Here is a 15,299-nt window from a genome sequence, read left to right on the forward strand (position 1 = left end):
AGCGGGATCCGGCATTTTGCGCGGGTCATGATGCCCATCCGGCACCGCGCGGCACGATGGAGGCTTTCGGCCGCAATCAGGGGCGCGTGCCTGCAATGCACGGTTTTGTCTGGCCGGAGAGGCTTTAATGCATCCCGATAAAGCTACGCAATTCCGGTGTCTTGGGGTTTGCGAACACCTCCTCGGGGGCACCGATCTCGTGGATGCGGCCCTCATGCATGAAGACCAGCCGCGAACAGACATCACGGGCGAAGGCCATCTCGTGGGTGACCATGACAAGGGTCATCCCTTCGGCGGCCAGATCGCGCACCACCTGCAGCACCTCGGCCACCAGTTCGGGATCCAGCGCCGAGGTGACCTCGTCACATAGCAGGGCCATCGGCTCCATTGCCAGCGCCCGTGCAATCGCCACACGCTGTTGCTGTCCGCCGGAAAGCTGGTCGGGATAGGCGTCGAATTTCGCCCCGAGCCCGACGCGCTCCAGCATCCGGCGGGCCATAGCCTCGGCCTCGCTGCGGGACCGTTTTTTCACGACCTGCTGGGCCAGCATCACGTTTTCGCCTGCGGTCTTGTGGGGAAAGAGGTTGAACTGCTGGAAGATCATTCCGACCTTCTGGCGTAGCGCTCTCAGGTGCAGGTCGTCCTGCAGAAGCTGCTCGCCTGCGACGGAAATCGCGCCCTCATTGATGGTTTCAAGCCCGTTGATGCAGCGCAAGAGCGTGGATTTCCCCGACCCCGATTTGCCGATCAGGGCAATGACCTCGCCTTTCTCGATATGCAGGTCGATCCCCTTGAGCACTTCGTTGGTGCCGTAGCTTTTGCGCAGGGCGTCAATGTCGATGAGAGACATTCATCTTCCTTTCAAGGATGCGGGCGCTGAACGAGAGCGGGAAACACAGCGCGAAGTAGATCAGCGCCACCAGACCATAGACGGTAAAGGGCATATAGGTTGCATTGGTCAGCACGGTGCCGGCCTTGGTGACCTCGACAAAGCCGATGATCGAGGTCAGCGCCGTGCCCTTGATCACCTGTACCGAAAAGCCGACGGTCGGCGGGATGGAGATGCGCAATGCCTGCGGCAGGATGATATGGCGCATCTGTTCGACATAGGTCATGCCCAGAGACGCGGAGGCCTCCCACTGTCCTTTCGGGATGGCCTCGACGCAACCGCGCCAGATTTCCACCAGAAAGGCGGCGGTCCATAAGATCAGGGCTGTGGCCGCCGCAACCCAGGGCGAGACCTCGATGCCGACGAGACCCAGACCGAAAAAGGCCAGAAAGAGCTGCATCAGCAGCGGTGTGCCCTGAAACAGTTCCGTATACAGGTGGATCATCCGGCGCAGCATGGCGAATTTGCCGATGCGGCCGAACAGCAGGATAACCCCCAACAGGCCGCCACCGATAAAGGACACAAGCGACAGCAGGATCGTCCAGCGGGTGGCAAGAAGAAGCTGCCAGAAAATATCCGTGAGGGTGAACTGGATCATCGGGCGGCCCTCCGGCGGGTGGCGAAGATGCGATGGCCGATCTGCATCAGGATCAGGCGTAAGGTTATGGCCAGCGCCAGATAGATGGCGGTGGATACGAAATAGGCCTCGAAGGCACGGAAGCTGCGTGATTGGGCGAAATTCGCGGCATAGGTCAGGTCTTCGACAGCAATCTGGCTGACCACGGAAGAGCCCAGCATCACGATCACCACCTGACTTGCCAGTGCGGGCCAGATCTTCTGCAATGCGGGTACCAGAACGATATGGCGGAAGGTCTGGACAGGGCTCATGGCCAGCGAGGCCCCTGCCTCGAACTGCCCCTTGGCCACGCCATTGATCCCGGCACGGATGATTTCGGCGCTATAGGCACCCAGATTGATCACCATCGCCAGCATTGCGGCCACAACCTCGTTCATCTGTATGCCGATCGCAGGCAGGCCGAAGAAGATGAAAAACAGCTGGATCAGGAAGGGTGTGTTGCGGATCAGTTCGACATAGATGGCAACACAGGCCCCAAGGCCGCGCGGCCCCGAACTGCGGGCCCATGCGCAAAAGATGCCGAGCGCGATGCCGACCGTGCCGCCCACGGCAATCAGCTGGACGGTCATCCAGACGCCCGACACGAAGACCGGCCAATAGGTGGCCAGCCAGTCGAAGTTGAAGTGATAGGTCATGAGGAGGTCCGTCAGCGGAAGGGGGCCTCCGCGCAAGAGGCGCGCGGAGGGGCGGTCTGTGCGTTACAGATCGGCAGGCAGATCCATGCCCAGCCATTTCTCGCTGATCGCGTTCAGCGAGCCGTCGGTCTTGGCGGCGGCGATGATATCATCGACCTTGGCCAGAAGCGCAGGCTCGTTCTTGTTCAGACCGATATAGCAGGGCGAATTCTTGATGAGGAATTTCATCTCGGGCTTTTTCGGCGGATTGCGCTCCAGAATAGCGGCAGCCACGACATTGCCGGTGGCAATCGCGTCGACCTGTCCCGACAGGAAGGCCGAGATTGTGCCGTTATTGTCCTCGTAGCGCTTGATCGTGGCCTCCGGGGGCGCGATCTTCGACAGCTCGAGATCCTCGATGGCACCACGGGTGACGCCGACAACCTTGCCCGAAAGATCATCGGCAGAGGCAATCGCCAGATCGGCAGGGGCAAAGACACCGTTATAGAACGGGGCATAGGCGGTCGAGAAATCGATCACGGCCTCGCGCTCGGCGTTTTTGCCCATGGAGGAGATCACCAGATCGACCTTGCCGGTCTGGAGATAGGGGATACGGTTGGCCGAGGTGACCGGCACCAACTCCAGTTTGACGCCCAGCTTTTGGGCGATCAGCGCGGCCATATCGATATCATAGCCCGCCGGTTTCATATCCAGCCCGACCGACCCGAAGGGCGGGAAATCCTGCGGCACGGCCACGCGCAGCGTTCCGGCTTTTTCAATATCGGCAAGCCCGTCGGCGCTGGCAAGTTGCGGGGCGGTGGCCAGTGTCAGGCAGGCGGTAACGGCCAGTAGGAGGCGTCTGGTAATCATAACTTTGGGTTCCCTATTGGAGGATGCCGATTGGTTGATTGTTCCCATCGTCTCCGGCATCGAGACGTAGGGTAGAGCGGAGCGCCGCCAGCGGCGTGGGCGCGATGTCGATGGCCAGCCCTTTCTCGACATCTTCGAGATGCTCGAAGGACAGACGGGCGGCGTCTTTCATCCGGCCCGCACAAAGGGCGTCATGGATGGCGACATGGTCATCATGGCTGGCCAGCGCATTTTGCGAGGACTGGTAGCGCAGCGAGATCAGGATGGTACGGGCCGTAAGGTCACGCATGATTTCGGTCAGCGCCTCGTTGCCGGATTGCGCGATGATGCGGACATGGAAATCGCCCATCAGATAGGTCAGTTGTGCCTTGTCGCCTGCGGCGATGGCTTGGCGTTCCTCGGCGATATGGGCGCGGATGGGAGCCAGTTGTTCGGGGGTGAAGCTGGGGGCCGTGTCGAGATAGCCATATTCCAGACAGCGCCGCGCCGCAAAGACCTGCGCGGCCTCCTCCGCGTCGGGAATATTGACAAACCACCCCTTGCGCGGGCGGGAGGCGATGATGTGGCGCGCTTCCAGACGTTGCAGAGCTTCACGGATTTTGGTGCGCGAAACGGCAAAAGCTTCGGCCAGCTCGTTTTCGGAGAGGCGGCTTCCGGGGGGCAGGCGCCCCTCGATGATAGCGGTCAGGATTGTGGTTTCTATTCCCGTCGGCACGCTGGTCGATCACCTTGTTGTCCAATCTTGTATACCACAGAGGACGACCGGAACCGGGAGGCAACCGAAAGAGGCCCGTAGCCTGTGGTTTTGCAAGGCGGGGCGGGAGACGCCTAAATTATCATCATTATTGCGCCCCATCTGCCGTCCCTAGGAGCGAAAAGGAAAGGCGCTGAGACGCGGGGGAGGGCCGCAGGGCTGATTGGAAAAGCGGCAGGTGCGGAGGGCGAATGCGATGGGGGCGTTCTTCGTTCCGAAACAGGGATGAGCGGGGAGCGCGAAGAATCCGGCCTTATGCGGCCATGTCAGAGGCCGCCTTGGCCGCGCATTCTGGGGCATTAAACAACGACAGAAGGCGCCCCGTCGCGGGAAGGGGGCGAGATGCGGCGCACAGGAGCGCCGCATCTTGAGGGATGCGAAGATGCTCCGCCCGTAGGGGCCTGTGCATCCTTGAGGTGCGAAGGGGGTTACTCTGCCAGCACTGTGTCGACATTCTCGCGGGTGACGGGCAGCCAGGGGACATAGTAGTGCTGGCTGGTGCCGTCTTCCCACGCAAGGCTGCCGCCATTGACATCCCACACCTTCGCCGCGGGGGTGTAGGAGGCGCCCGACAGCTTGCGCAGCGCAAGATCCACCGCGCCCTGCGCCTGACCATGCGCGTCTTGCAGGATCGACATTGCCTGATCGCCGTTCTTCACCGCCTGAAGCGCATCATGAATCCCGTCGACCCCGGCGACCGGCAGGCTTTGGGGATCAAGGCCATAGCTGCGGATGGCTTCGATCGCCCCGACAGCCATCTCGTCATTTTCGGCCAGCACCCCTTGGATATCACTGCCATGCGATGTCAGCAGGTTTTCCATAAGGGTGATCGCCTCGGCGCGCGACCAATTCGCGGAATTCTGCCCGATGACCGTCACACCGGGGTTTGCGGCCAGAACATTCTGGATCCCCTGAAGGCGCTGGACCTGTGCCGATTGTCCGATCATGCCTTCCAGTATGACCACTTTCGCCTCGGGGCCTGCCCGCGCGATGATCGCCTTCGCGAGCAGCTCTCCCGCCTCGACATCGTTCGAATTGATGTAGGCATCATAAAGGGACGTATTCGACACGACGGTGTTCGAGCCGAAAACAGGAATACCTGCCGCCTTGGCGCGCTCGATCGGATCATTGCCCGCATCGATATCCACCGGAATGAAGATGATGGCATCGTATTTTTCGGTGATCACGGTATCGAAGAGGTTCGATTGTGTCAGCATGTCCTGCCGCCCGTCGAGGATCGTCAGTTCGGCCTGACCTGCCTTGAAGGCGGGATGCGCCTTGGCCGCATCCGCCCAGAGCACGTTATATTCCGTGTTCAGGCTCTGGACGATGGCGGCAATCCGCAGCGGTTTGGTCTGGGCCATGACCCGACCCCCCATCGCGCCCATCGCCAGTAGCCCGACGCCTGATGCCAGAAGCTGGCGTTTGTTCATTTTCATGGGATTTTCCTCCTCCCTTGCGGCCGTGGCCGCGCTCCTTGGTAAGATGCAAGATCGGGGCCGCTCTCAGCTATGGCGGGACCGTGACCGGTCGATCATGACGGAGAGAACAATGATCGAGCCCTTGATGATTTGCTGGTAGTAGGACGACACCCCCAGCAGATCGAGGCCGTTGCTGATCACCCCGATCATCAGGACACCGATCAATGTATAGCCAATCCGGCCAACCCCTCCGGTCAGGCTGGTGCCGCCGATGACGACGGCTGCGATGGCGTCCAGCTCGTATCCCAGACCGGCTTGGGGCAGGGCCGCCGTCGTGCGCGCGGTCAGCATGACCCCCGCAAGACCGGCAAGCGCGCCCATGATCACATAGACGGAAAATACGATACGCGCCGGATTGATGCCGCTGGTTCGCGCGCTTTTGGGGTTGCCCCCGACCGCATAGATCCGGCGTCCGTAGACCGTATATCGCAGTACGAAAGCCGCGATGGCAAAGACGATCGCGAAAAGGATGACCGGCACCGGAATGCCGGCAACCACGCCTTGCCCCAGCCAGCGGAACTCTCCGCTGAGATTGGCGACGGGGCGTCCGCCACTATAAAGCAGTGTCGCACCACGCGCGACGCTCAGCATCCCGAGTGTCACCACAAAAGCCGGAACCGCAAAACGGGCGATGAGCACGCCATTGAGTGCACCGCAGGCCATGCCGGTGGCGGTGCCCGCAAGAACTGCGAGGACGGGGTTCATGGGGGCGCTTCCTGTCACCAGGCTGGCGGCCACCGCGCCGCTGAGAGCCAAGATCGCCCCGATCGAGAGGTCGATCCCCGCGGTCAGGATGACGAATGTCATACCGACCGCGAGCACCCCGTTGATCGAGACCTGACGCAAGACATTGAAAAGATTGTTCGGCGAAAGGAAGTTTGGCGAAATGATCGCCAAGGTGACGAGCAGTATGATGAACGAGAGTACGATCCCGTAACGGGTCAGAATGCTGCCCAGACTGACGGTCTGCGTTGGACTTTGTGACATCCTCATGATCTTCTCCTCCTAGAGATTAGGTCAGCTCACGAGGCCAGATGGACGAGGGTTTCCTGCGTGGCGTCCTGTGCCCGCACCTCTCCGGCGATCCGGCCCTTGCGAAAAACAACGATCCGGTCGGCATTGGCCAGAATCTCGGGGATTTCGGACGAGATCATCAGGACGCATTTTCCCGCCTTCACGAACGCGTCGAGAAACGCATAGATCTCGCGCTTGGCCCCTTCATCCACGCCTCGGGTGGGTTCGTCGCAGATCAGGATACGCGGGTCTGTTTCAAGACAGCGCGCAAGAACCACCTTTTGCTGGTTGCCGCCGCTCAGGAACTGTACGGGGATTTCAGGCGAGGCGGCTTTGATGGAAAAACGCGCCATATGCGCCTTGACGCTCTGCGTCTCGCGCGCCTCATCCATGACCCCGGCTTTCGCATATGCGTCAAGGTTGGCGACGGTGATGTTATGGGCAACCGACGCTGTCAGGGAAAGACCTGTCTGTTTGCGGTCTTCGGTGACAAGAGAGATCCCTGCCGCGATAGACCGCGCGGGCGCGTTTGCGGCAATGGGTATGCCACCGACACAGACCTCGCCCGTGTCACGCGGTTCGGTCCCATAAAGCGCATTGACAAATTCCGACCGTCCCGAGCCAAGCAGGCCATAGATGCCCACGATCTCGCCCGGATGGACCTGAAGGCTGATGTCTTCGAATTTTCCCGCAGAACTCATGTTTTTGGCATCCAGCAGAGCGGGAGAAGTGTCGAAATCGCGCGGGCTACGACGATGCTCCAGCAGGTCGCGCCCGACGATATGGCGTATCAGCGCCTGCCGGTCGATATCGGCTATGGCACCGCTTTCGACAAAAGCCCCATCACGGAAGACGGTGTAATCGTCGGAAATCTCGAAGATTTCTGTCAGCCTGTGGGATACGTAGATAATGCCGACGCCGTCTGTCGTCAGCCCTCTGATCGCGTCGAACAGCATCTGGGTTTCGCGCTCGCCAATGGCAGAGGTCGGCTCGTCCATGATCAGGATCTTGCTGCGGCGGCTGATCGCTTTGGCGATTTCGACAAGTTGGGCCTGTGCGACCGACAGATCACGCAGTCGGGCGGTTGGCGGAATGTCGAACCGGAGACGTGTCATCAGCGCCTCTGCATCCTCGATCATGCGCCGATCATCTACCAAGAGACCCGCGCGGCGCGGCTCGCGACCAAGATAGAGGTTCTCGGCGACGGTCATGTCCTGAAAGGGGCTGAGTTCCTGTGTGATGATGGCAATTCCGGCCTCCAGCGCCTCGGAGGGCGCATGGAAATCCACCGGTTTCCCGTCCACATGGATCTGTCCCGTGTCGCGGCGCAACTGCCCCGTCAGGATGTTGAGAAAGGTTGATTTCCCCGCGCCATTGCCGCCGCAGAGCGCGTTTACCGTGCCTGCGCGAAGCTGGATCGCCCCGTTGCGCAGCGCGGTGACATGACCAAAACTCTTCGCGACGTCTTGCGCCGAAAGTAGGGCGGCTTGTGAGCCCACCATTGCAATCTCCTCCTCCATTTGCGCCATCTGCTATGCGGCGCTCTCCTCCGACAGGTCGCCTCCTCCAAGGCGTGACAGGTCTGGTCGATCTCCGTGTCCGATACAGACGCGCATCGAGAGGCGTGACGGGCCTTGATGCGGGATCAGGAGCTTGTGCGTGCTCCTCCATCTGAATATTTGTTGCATTTAGATGCGAATATTCGGTTTTATTGCAGGATCGCGTGTCGAAAAGCGGTTTTCGGGCCGCTGCCTACCGGATGCGTCGGGGGTGATTGCCCGTTGAGACATCCGCATATCTCCGGCTGCCTGTCCGATTATGCGAAAGGCTTGTTGTGTGAGCGGCTGGCTGTCACAGGGTTATGGTCGGATGCCAGCGCGCAAGGCCTGCGTGACGTTTCCGGTTTGCTGTGCCGTGGCGTAGTGCGCGCCTGCTGGCCTATAAATCAAGCGTTTTCGCTTGAAATATACAGGCCCCGCCGTTTGTCTGCCGAGGCTGCGATTTTCTGGCGGCAGATCCTCTGTCAACCGGCCCGCATGCCTGCGGTCCGTCATGGCCTTGTCGGCTGCCACGATGCGCGGCGCCGGCATATGACTGCTGGTCCGGGGCGTTTCGTGATCTTCAAGACGTCGCATAATCGCTCTCTCCCTAATAGCGATTCCAACCTCATATTTGTATTTTTAGGAAACAAATATGAGGTTGGCAAGCGGTTTGCGATTGGCCGGCCGATATTCTGCACCTGCCGCCAAGGCGGTGCTGTCAGCTTTGGTGACAGTGTTGGGCATGCTTTGGGGGGGATGCTCCGGCGGTCAGACCCTTGGGGCGCGACCTCACTGAACGGGCGAAGGCGTTCTATGAGGCCTTAGCGGTCATGCATCGGATCGGTGTAACCGCTTTCCAGCCATCCCGAGAGGTCCAGCCCGGTGAGGTCCGCCGTGCGGATGATGTCGCGCCGGAACCGTTTGTTGAGCTTGGTGATTGTCGCGGCATCCTGCATGGGCACATGACGCGCATCCACCGGCACGATGTATTTCTTTTGCGCGGGCAGGGTATCACCGTAAGAGGTGTCGATCCCGAGGAAAGCACAGACGCGCCGCAGCGTGTCTTGCTCATGTGTCCAGAGTTGGTCGGTGGTCAGAAACAGCAGTTGCTCGCGCGGAAAAACCGTCAGCAGCCGCCGGATCTGCGGGGCATAACAGGACCGCTCCACATAAGAGAAAACGCGATGCACACCGCCTTTGGCGAACCTGACGCGGCATCGTCCGATCAGCGATACGGCGCGGCTGAAGGAATAGGTTTCCTGAGCGCGGGCGCGCTCCATTTTCCATGCCGAGAGCGCGCGGTAGGTGGGGTGGCGCAAAATGAAAATGAGACGGGCCTCGGGATTATAGCGATGGATGCGCTTGATCGCCTCGGGCCAGTAGAGATAGATCGGCGTGGCTTCCCCGAACAGTTTGGGCTGGCGGAGATCGAAATGGGCATGCAGATCGTCATAGGGCGGGGCCTGCCAGTCGATATCCTCACGGTCGAAAAAATGGATCTCTTTCTGTTTGGAAAAGGCCAGATCGGGGTGCTTGAGCAGCTTCGCCCGCAATGCTGTCGTGCCGCCCTTCTGGGTGCCGGCTATGAAAAAATCCACTTGTCTGTCTGGCATCGCTCGGCTCTTGTCGGTGTCATCAGGCGCGGAATCTGAATATTCGCAGCCTGCGATATATAACAAGTCGTATCCGGTCGATCCGTCGTATAAAGTTGCAAACCGTGGCGGAAAGTCTCGGGCAGGGGGGCCGCCTGCGCCACAGGAGCCGCCCCAAGGCTTTGCGGATGGTCCATGTTTTGAACGGGGGCGCTATGCTCATTCGTGTGGGTGACGAGAGGACCGATACTCTCAATATTGTACTGGCCGGGTTCCTGTCCTCGATCGCGGGCGGATTGAATGCCGTGGGTTTCCTGATCCTGGGCACCTTCACCGCGAATATGACGGGCAATGTGTCGATGATGGCGGATGATCTGGCCGATGGACGGGTGGGGGTCGGGCTTTCACTTGCGGGGCTTGTGATTGCCTTTATCGTGGGTGCCTGCGCGGCGGCGGTGATGGTCAATCTGGGCGAGCGCCGCCGGATGCGCATGGTCTATGCGCTGGCCATCGGTGTGGAAGGGTTTGTGGTGCTGGTATTGGGGGCGGGCCTGCTGTGTGGTGGCGCGGGGTCGGCGGCAGCGCTTGTCGGTTTAAGCGTCGTCATGGGGGGGCAGAACGCGGTCACCACGATGATCTCGCGTTCGAAAGTGCGCACCACCCATGTTTCGGGCATGGCAACCGATATCGGCATCGAACTGGCCGCGCTGATCGGGCCAAAGCCGTTACGCGGCGATGCCCTGCCCAAGCTGCGCCTGCATAGTGTGACGCTTGCGGCCTTCGCGTCGGGCGGTATTCTCGGGGCGCTGCTGTTCGATCTTTGCGGGGCGTGGCTCTTTGTGCTGGCGGGAGTGTCCTTGATGGGGATCTCGTTGGCCGAGATCTGCTGGGCACGGAGATATGTGCCATAGACAAAGGGGCCGGAAGACCGGCCCCTGCAGAGTTTGATCGCGGCTCTGATTAGTTCCAGAAGCCTTCGTCAACATCTTTCGCGTCTTTCAGCTGATCCTCGGTCTGCGAGGTCACAACCACATACTTACCGTCATCGATCGGGACCAGATGGGTTGCATCAACCGGAATGACCACATGTTTGTCACCGATATCGAGGAAGCCACCGACTTCTGCCACCACACCGACCATCTTGCCCTCGGGCGACAGGACGATGTCCTCGATCTCGCCGATATCGTCAAAACCGTCGCCATTCCAGTCCGAAGACACGGCGTTCCAGTCCATCGTGTCCCAGGTTTTGCCACTGTCTTTGGCGATGGTGTAAATGTCGCCACCGGTGATGTCGCGCGCACGGATCAGATTGGTCGAATCCGACATATCGAGACCATTCGCCGTGGCTTGGGTGGCCATTTTGGCGGGTGCCGCGGTGTCTGCGGTGGCATTCGCATTGGTGTCTTCTGCATAAGCTGCGCCAGTAGCCAGAGCCAGTGCGACGGCGGTGGTGGTCAGAAATTTCATAATGTTTTCCTCCGTTTGTTCACTGCATGCCCAACGGTTAAGCAATAAATCTGTTCCATGGTTTTTGTAAAAAATCTTATGAATTTTCGAAAAGGCGATCATCGGGGCGGATTTTGCGAGAGCAAGCGCGGCGCCGCGGGGTGGAGGAAAGCAGAAGCCCCCCGCCTGTCTTGCGACGGGCGGGGGGCTGGGCCGGATCGCCGGCGAAACGGGTTTAATGGGCGATCATCACATGGCGCACGGTGGAATAGTCTTCCAGAGCATAGGACGACATATCCTTGCCATAGCCCGACTGTTTCATCCCGCCATGCGGCATCTCGTTGGTCAGCATGAAATGGGTGTTCACCCAAGTGCAGCCATATTGCAGGCGGGAGGCCACCTGCATGCCCTTGGAGATATCTTTCGTCCAGACGGAAGAGGCCAGCCCGTAATCGCTGTCATTGGCCCAGCCGACCGCCTCTTCGGGCGCATCGAAGGGCGTGACCGACACGACAGGGCCGAACACCTCGCGGCGCACGATCTCGTCGGTCTGCAAGGCACCTGCGACGACGGTGGGTTTGTAGTAAAACCCCGGACCCTCGGGAATGTCGCCGCCAGCGGTGATCTCGATATGGTTGGCCTCGCGGGCGCGGGCCACGAAGCTGGCGACACGGTCGCGCTGGCGCAGGGAAATCAGCGGGCCGATCTCGTTGCGGCTGTCATCTTCATGGCCGAAGGGGATCTCCGCGACGGTCTGGGTCAGGTCGGCCACGAAACGGTCATAGATCCCGCGCTGGACATAGATGCGGCAGGCGGCGGTGCAATCCTGACCGGCATTATAGAAGCTGAACGCCCGCAGCCCCGCGACCGTCGCCTCGATATCGGCGTCGTCGAAGACAATCACCGGAGCCTTGCCGCCCAGCTCCAGATGGGTGCGTTTGATGGTCTTGTTGGCGGCTTCCAGAATTTTGCGGCCTGTGGCGATATCGCCTGTAATCGAGATCATCGCCACTTTCGGATGGTTGATCAGCGCCGAGCCAACCGTTTCGCCACGCCCGAGAATGATATTCACCACCCCTTCGGGCAGGATGTCCGCGAAGATCCTGGCCATCGCCAAAGCCGTCAGCGGCGTTTGTTCCGAGGGTTTGAACACCACCGTATTGCCCGCGCCGATCGCAGGGGCGATTTTCCACGCCATCATCATCAGCGGATAGTTCCACGGCGCGATCGAGGCCACGATGCCGATGGGATCGCGGCGGATCATGGAGGTGTGCCCTGCAAGATACTCGCCTGCCACAGGCCCCGTCATGCAGCGCACCGCCCCTGCAAAAAAGCGGAAACAGTCGATGATGGCGGGCAGCTCGTCATTCAGTGCCAGCGGGCCGGGCTTGCCGCAATTCAGGGCCTCCAGACCGGCCAGCGTTTCGGCCTCGGCCTCGATGCGTTCGGCAATTTTCAGCAGGTAGCCCGAACGTTCTGCCGGTGTGGTGCGCGACCAGCCCGCAAAGGCGGTTTCGGCGGCGCTGACGGCCTCTTCGACCTGTTGCAGCGAGGCTTCCGGCAGGGTGGTGATCACCTCGCCCGTGCGCGGATTGAGGATCTGCTCTTCGGTTTCGGTGCCTGCCACAAGGCGGGCGCCGATCAGCATCTGCTTATCCATGAAAATCTCCCAGTTATTTCTCGGAACCGGCGGTATGTTCGCCGTCTTTTGTCAGGTAGTAGGCGGCAAGGATGGGAAGCACGGTGACCAGCACCACCACCATCGCCACCACATTGGTCACGGGGCGCTGACGCGGTCTTACAAGCTCTTCCAGCATCCAGATCGGCAAGGTTGTCTGGTTGCCCGCGGTGAAGGTGGTCACGATGACCTCGTCGAAACTCAGCGCGAAGGCCAGCATGCCGCCCGCCAGAAGGGCGGTTGCGATATTGGGCAGGATCACCAACCGGAAGGTTTGCGCCCCGTCTGCGCCCAGATCCATCGCCGCATCGATCAGCGATCCCGACAGCCGCCGGAAACGGGCGACGGCATTGTTATAGACGATCACGATACAGAAGGTCGCATGCCCCAGCACGATGGTCCATGTGCTGAACGGGATATCCAGCAACGAGAAGGCCGAACGCAGCGAGATCCCCGTGATGATCCCCGGCAGGGCGATGGGCAGGATGACCAGAAGCGAGATCGTCTCGCGCCCGAAGAACCGCGATCTGGCAACGGCTGCGGCGGTCAATGTGCCAAGGATCAGTGCCAGAACCGTCGAGATTGCGGCCACCTTGACCGAAAGCCCCATTGCCTCCCACACATCCGCACGTCCCAAGGTCACGCCGATCCATTTGGTGGTAAAGCCGGGCGGGGGCCACTGGAAGCTCTTTTCCTCCGTCGAGAAGGCGTAGAGGAAGATCAGGGCAATCGGGGCCAGCAGGAAGAAGAGGCCCCCGAATGCGGCCAGTTTCAGGCTGGTTGGCGAACGGATCTCAGAGTGCATCGAAAGCTCCCATTTTGCGCGCGCCCCACAGGTAGATTCCCATGATCACGATCGGCACCACAGTGAACGCCGCCGCGAGCGGGATATTTCCGGCGGTGCCCTGCTGGGTATAGACCGCCTGACCGATGAACAGGCGCGAGTTGCCGACGATCTGCGGAACGATGTAATCGCCGAGTGTCAGCGAAAAGGTGAAGATGGATCCTGCGACCACCCCCGGCAAAGCCAGCGGAAACAGGACCAGCCGGAAGCTCTGTCTTGGGGTGGCCCCCAGATCTGCTGCCGCTTCGGTCAGGTCTTGCGAGACACGTTCCAAGGCGGCCTGTACCGGAATGATCATATAGGGTAGCCAGATATAGAGAAAGACAAGGAAGGTGCCCAGATAGCTGACCGAGAGCGAGTTGCCCCCGATGACGGGGATCGCCAGCACAGCCTCGAGAAGCCATGTCAGATGCAGTTTGGCAAAGACCCAGTTCAGGATGCCTTCCTTGGCCAGCACCAGTTTCCACGCATAGACTTTGACCAGATAGCTGGACCAGAGCGGCAGCATGACCCCGATGTAAAACAGCGCCTTCCATTTGCCCTTGGCGTAGCGGGCGGCAAAATAGGCGATGGGAAAGGCCAGAACGGCTGCCGCCAGCGTGACGGCGCCGGCCATGCAGACCGTGCGCAGGATGATGTCAAGATTATAGGGGCGCAGAAGCTCGCCATAGGTCTTCAGAGTGAACTCATGCACGATGACGCCGGAAAACTCGTCGATCGCGAAAAAGCTCTGCAGCAGTAAGGCAAGAAGCGCGCCGATATAGACGATGCCCAGCCAGAGCGTGATGGGCAGCACCATCAGAAAGACGAACATTCTCGGATGGCGGATGATCCAGTCGATCAGCCGTGCCAGAAGGCCGGAGCGCGGGCGGAAGATCGCGGCTTGCGACAGGGGCGCGCTCATCCGTCGCGCTCCATGATATGCACCCGCGCAGGGTCCCACGAGATCGCGGTGGTTTCGCCGATCTGCGGCGCATCCTCGCGGGCGGGAACCAGCGCGGTCAGGCTCTGGCCGTTCAGATCCAGCACCAGTTTGGTGACGCGCCCGTGGAAGAACCGCCCGCGCACCGTGGCCGCACGCCCTGCCGGATCAAGCACGATATCCTCGGGCCGCAACGACGCCCATTGTCCCGCCGGTCCGCCTCCTGCCAGATCGGCCGGAAGCACGTTGGAAGAGCCGACGAAATCCGCCACGAAACGGGTATTGGGGCGGCGGTAGATCTCTTCCGCGCTGCCGACCTGCTGGATTTTGCCATGAGCAAACACCGCCACCCGATCCGCCATCGAGAGCGCCTCGTCCTGATCATGGGTGACGAATACGAAGGTCAGTCCGAGCGCGCGTTGCAATTTGCGAAGCTCTTCCTGCATCTGCTCGCGCAGCTTCAGGTCCAGCGCGCCCAGCGGCTCGTCCAGCAGGACCACACGGGGTTTGTTGACCAAGGCACGGGCCAATGCCACGCGCTGGCGCTGTCCACCAGACAGCGCGCCCGCGCGGCGCTGGCCATAGCCGCCCAGCTCGACCAGCTCCAGCGCCTCTTCGGCGGCACGGTGACGCTCGGCCTTGCCGATCCCTTTGACGCGCAGCCCGAAGGCCACATTGTCGCGCACATTCATATGCGGGAAGAGCGCGTAATTCTGGAAAACGGTATTGACGTTGCGCAGATAGGGCGGCACGCCCTCGGCGCGTTCGCCGAAAATTGCGATATGGCCTGCGGTGGGTTGCTCGAAACCGGCAATCAGCCGCAGGCAGGTGGTCTTGCCAGAGCCGGACGGCCCCAGCATGGCGAAAAATTCTCCGTCGCGGATCGACAGGTCGACCTCGTCCACGGCCTTGACGGGTCCGAAATGGCGTGACACGCCCCGGAAGGTTACAGCATCTGTCATGTTTGGTCTTTCAGGCAGGGATGCCCGAACCCACAGGGGAAAGGGGTTCGGGCAA

At 60.7% G+C, this 15,299-nt stretch carries 16 protein-coding genes; 1 reads left to right on the forward strand and 15 read right to left on the reverse strand.

Annotation, left to right across the window (positions count from 1 at the left end; all coding sequences use genetic code 11):
- Window positions 1-124: 124 nt before the first annotated feature.
- From RPE78_RS14955 to RPE78_RS15000, 10 genes are all read right to left on the reverse strand, one after another.
- Window positions 125-850 carry an amino acid ABC transporter ATP-binding protein gene (locus RPE78_RS14955; protein ID WP_330646873.1) on the reverse strand — a complete coding sequence of 242 codons (726 nt, stop codon included), beginning with the start codon at window positions 848-850 and terminating at the stop codon, window positions 125-127.
- Window positions 831-1,487 (reverse strand): amino acid ABC transporter permease, encoded by a 657-nt coding sequence (locus tag RPE78_RS14960; protein WP_330646875.1) that lies wholly within the window; start codon window positions 1,485-1,487, stop codon window positions 831-833. The genes RPE78_RS14955 and RPE78_RS14960 overlap by 20 nt, the downstream gene beginning before the upstream one ends.
- Entirely contained in the window at window positions 1,484-2,161 is a 678-nt protein-coding gene (locus tag RPE78_RS14965) for an amino acid ABC transporter permease (RefSeq protein ID WP_330646876.1), read from the reverse strand. The genes RPE78_RS14960 and RPE78_RS14965 overlap by 4 nt, the downstream gene beginning before the upstream one ends.
- A gap of 63 nt (window positions 2,162-2,224) precedes the next feature.
- Window positions 2,225-3,010, reverse strand: a complete 786-nt coding sequence (locus RPE78_RS14970) for a transporter substrate-binding domain-containing protein (protein WP_330646877.1) — start codon at window positions 3,008-3,010, stop codon at window positions 2,225-2,227.
- Between the two features lie 13 nt (window positions 3,011-3,023).
- Window positions 3,024-3,725, reverse strand: coding sequence for a GntR family transcriptional regulator (locus RPE78_RS14975; RefSeq protein WP_330646878.1), 702 nt, complete (start codon window positions 3,723-3,725; stop codon window positions 3,024-3,026).
- 467 nt (window positions 3,726-4,192) lie between these two features.
- Window positions 4,193-5,203: a substrate-binding domain-containing protein gene (locus RPE78_RS14980; RefSeq protein ID WP_330646879.1), complete on the reverse strand. Its 1,011-nt coding sequence runs from the start codon at window positions 5,201-5,203 to the stop codon at window positions 4,193-4,195.
- Between the two features lie 66 nt (window positions 5,204-5,269).
- On the reverse strand, window positions 5,270-6,238 hold the full coding sequence (locus RPE78_RS14985; RefSeq protein ID WP_330646880.1) for an ABC transporter permease subunit: 969 nt from the start codon (window positions 6,236-6,238) through the stop codon (window positions 5,270-5,272).
- Between the two features lie 29 nt (window positions 6,239-6,267).
- Window positions 6,268-7,761: a sugar ABC transporter ATP-binding protein gene (locus RPE78_RS14990; protein WP_330646881.1), complete on the reverse strand. Its 1,494-nt coding sequence runs from the start codon at window positions 7,759-7,761 to the stop codon at window positions 6,268-6,270.
- A 357-nt stretch (window positions 7,762-8,118) separates the two neighbouring features.
- Window positions 8,119-8,394 (reverse strand): hypothetical protein, encoded by a 276-nt coding sequence (locus tag RPE78_RS14995; protein WP_406721686.1) that lies wholly within the window; start codon window positions 8,392-8,394, stop codon window positions 8,119-8,121.
- A 227-nt stretch (window positions 8,395-8,621) separates the two neighbouring features.
- The gene (locus RPE78_RS15000; protein ID WP_330646882.1) at window positions 8,622-9,413 is read right to left on the reverse strand and encodes a sulfotransferase; all 792 of its coding nucleotides are present in this window, start codon (window positions 9,411-9,413) and stop codon (window positions 8,622-8,624) included.
- Window positions 9,414-9,607: 194 nt separating this feature from the next.
- Between RPE78_RS15000 and RPE78_RS15005 the strand changes: the two genes are divergently transcribed.
- A complete protein-coding gene (locus tag RPE78_RS15005; RefSeq protein ID WP_330646883.1) occupies window positions 9,608-10,303 on the forward strand; it encodes a YoaK family protein in 696 nt (231 codons plus the stop codon).
- Between the two features lie 49 nt (window positions 10,304-10,352).
- Here the strand turns inward: RPE78_RS15005 and RPE78_RS15010 are convergent, their stop codons facing one another.
- The 5 genes from RPE78_RS15010 to RPE78_RS15030 form a co-directional block, all read right to left on the reverse strand.
- A complete protein-coding gene (locus tag RPE78_RS15010; RefSeq protein ID WP_330646884.1) occupies window positions 10,353-10,859 on the reverse strand; it encodes a PRC-barrel domain-containing protein in 507 nt (168 codons plus the stop codon).
- Between the two features lie 214 nt (window positions 10,860-11,073).
- Window positions 11,074-12,498 carry a gamma-aminobutyraldehyde dehydrogenase gene (locus tag RPE78_RS15015; RefSeq protein WP_330646885.1) on the reverse strand — a complete coding sequence of 475 codons (1,425 nt, stop codon included), beginning with the start codon at window positions 12,496-12,498 and terminating at the stop codon, window positions 11,074-11,076.
- A gap of 13 nt (window positions 12,499-12,511) precedes the next feature.
- Window positions 12,512-13,321: an ABC transporter permease gene (locus tag RPE78_RS15020; protein ID WP_330646886.1), complete on the reverse strand. Its 810-nt coding sequence runs from the start codon at window positions 13,319-13,321 to the stop codon at window positions 12,512-12,514.
- Window positions 13,311-14,264, reverse strand: coding sequence for an ABC transporter permease (locus RPE78_RS15025; RefSeq protein ID WP_330646887.1), 954 nt, complete (start codon window positions 14,262-14,264; stop codon window positions 13,311-13,313). Before RPE78_RS15025 ends, RPE78_RS15020 begins: the two co-directional genes overlap by 11 nt.
- On the reverse strand, window positions 14,261-15,244 hold the full coding sequence (locus RPE78_RS15030) for an ABC transporter ATP-binding protein (RefSeq protein ID WP_330646888.1): 984 nt from the start codon (window positions 15,242-15,244) through the stop codon (window positions 14,261-14,263). The genes RPE78_RS15025 and RPE78_RS15030 overlap by 4 nt, the downstream gene beginning before the upstream one ends.
- Between the last annotated feature and the right edge of the window lie 55 nt (window positions 15,245-15,299).

It is taken from the genome of Thioclava litoralis, from assembly GCF_045278885.1.
Classification (GTDB): Bacteria; Pseudomonadota; Alphaproteobacteria; order Rhodobacterales; family Rhodobacteraceae; genus Thioclava; species Thioclava litoralis.

Bases quoted from the DNA above. Each gene is read 5' to 3' on its own strand.
- RPE78_RS14955 (WP_330646873.1), bottom strand. From the start codon at position 850: ATGTCTCTCATCGACATTGACGCCCTGCGCAAAAGCTACGGCACCAAC.
- RPE78_RS14960 (WP_330646875.1), bottom strand. From the start codon at position 1,487: ATGATCCAGTTCACCCTCACGGATATTTTCTGGCAGCTTCTTCTTGCC.
- RPE78_RS14965 (WP_330646876.1), bottom strand. From the start codon at position 2,161: ATGACCTATCACTTCAACTTCGACTGGCTGGCCACCTATTGGCCGGTC.
- RPE78_RS14970 (WP_330646877.1), bottom strand. From the start codon at position 3,010: ATGATTACCAGACGCCTCCTACTGGCCGTTACCGCCTGCCTGACACTG.
- RPE78_RS14980 (WP_330646879.1), bottom strand. From the start codon at position 5,203: ATGAAAATGAACAAACGCCAGCTTCTGGCATCAGGCGTCGGGCTACTG.
- RPE78_RS14985 (WP_330646880.1), bottom strand. From the start codon at position 6,238: ATGAGGATGTCACAAAGTCCAACGCAGACCGTCAGTCTGGGCAGCATT.
- RPE78_RS14990 (WP_330646881.1), bottom strand. From the start codon at position 7,761: ATGGTGGGCTCACAAGCCGCCCTACTTTCGGCGCAAGACGTCGCGAAG.
- RPE78_RS14995 (WP_406721686.1), bottom strand. From the start codon at position 8,394: ATGCGACGTCTTGAAGATCACGAAACGCCCCGGACCAGCAGTCATATG.
- RPE78_RS15000 (WP_330646882.1), bottom strand. From the start codon at position 9,413: ATGCCAGACAGACAAGTGGATTTTTTCATAGCCGGCACCCAGAAGGGC.
- RPE78_RS15005 (WP_330646883.1), top strand. From the start codon at position 9,608: ATGCTCATTCGTGTGGGTGACGAGAGGACCGATACTCTCAATATTGTA.
- RPE78_RS15010 (WP_330646884.1), bottom strand. From the start codon at position 10,859: ATGAAATTTCTGACCACCACCGCCGTCGCACTGGCTCTGGCTACTGGC.
- RPE78_RS15015 (WP_330646885.1), bottom strand. From the start codon at position 12,498: ATGGATAAGCAGATGCTGATCGGCGCCCGCCTTGTGGCAGGCACCGAA.
- RPE78_RS15020 (WP_330646886.1), bottom strand. From the start codon at position 13,321: ATGCACTCTGAGATCCGTTCGCCAACCAGCCTGAAACTGGCCGCATTC.
- RPE78_RS15025 (WP_330646887.1), bottom strand. From the start codon at position 14,264: ATGAGCGCGCCCCTGTCGCAAGCCGCGATCTTCCGCCCGCGCTCCGGC.
- RPE78_RS15030 (WP_330646888.1), bottom strand. From the start codon at position 15,244: ATGACAGATGCTGTAACCTTCCGGGGCGTGTCACGCCATTTCGGACCC.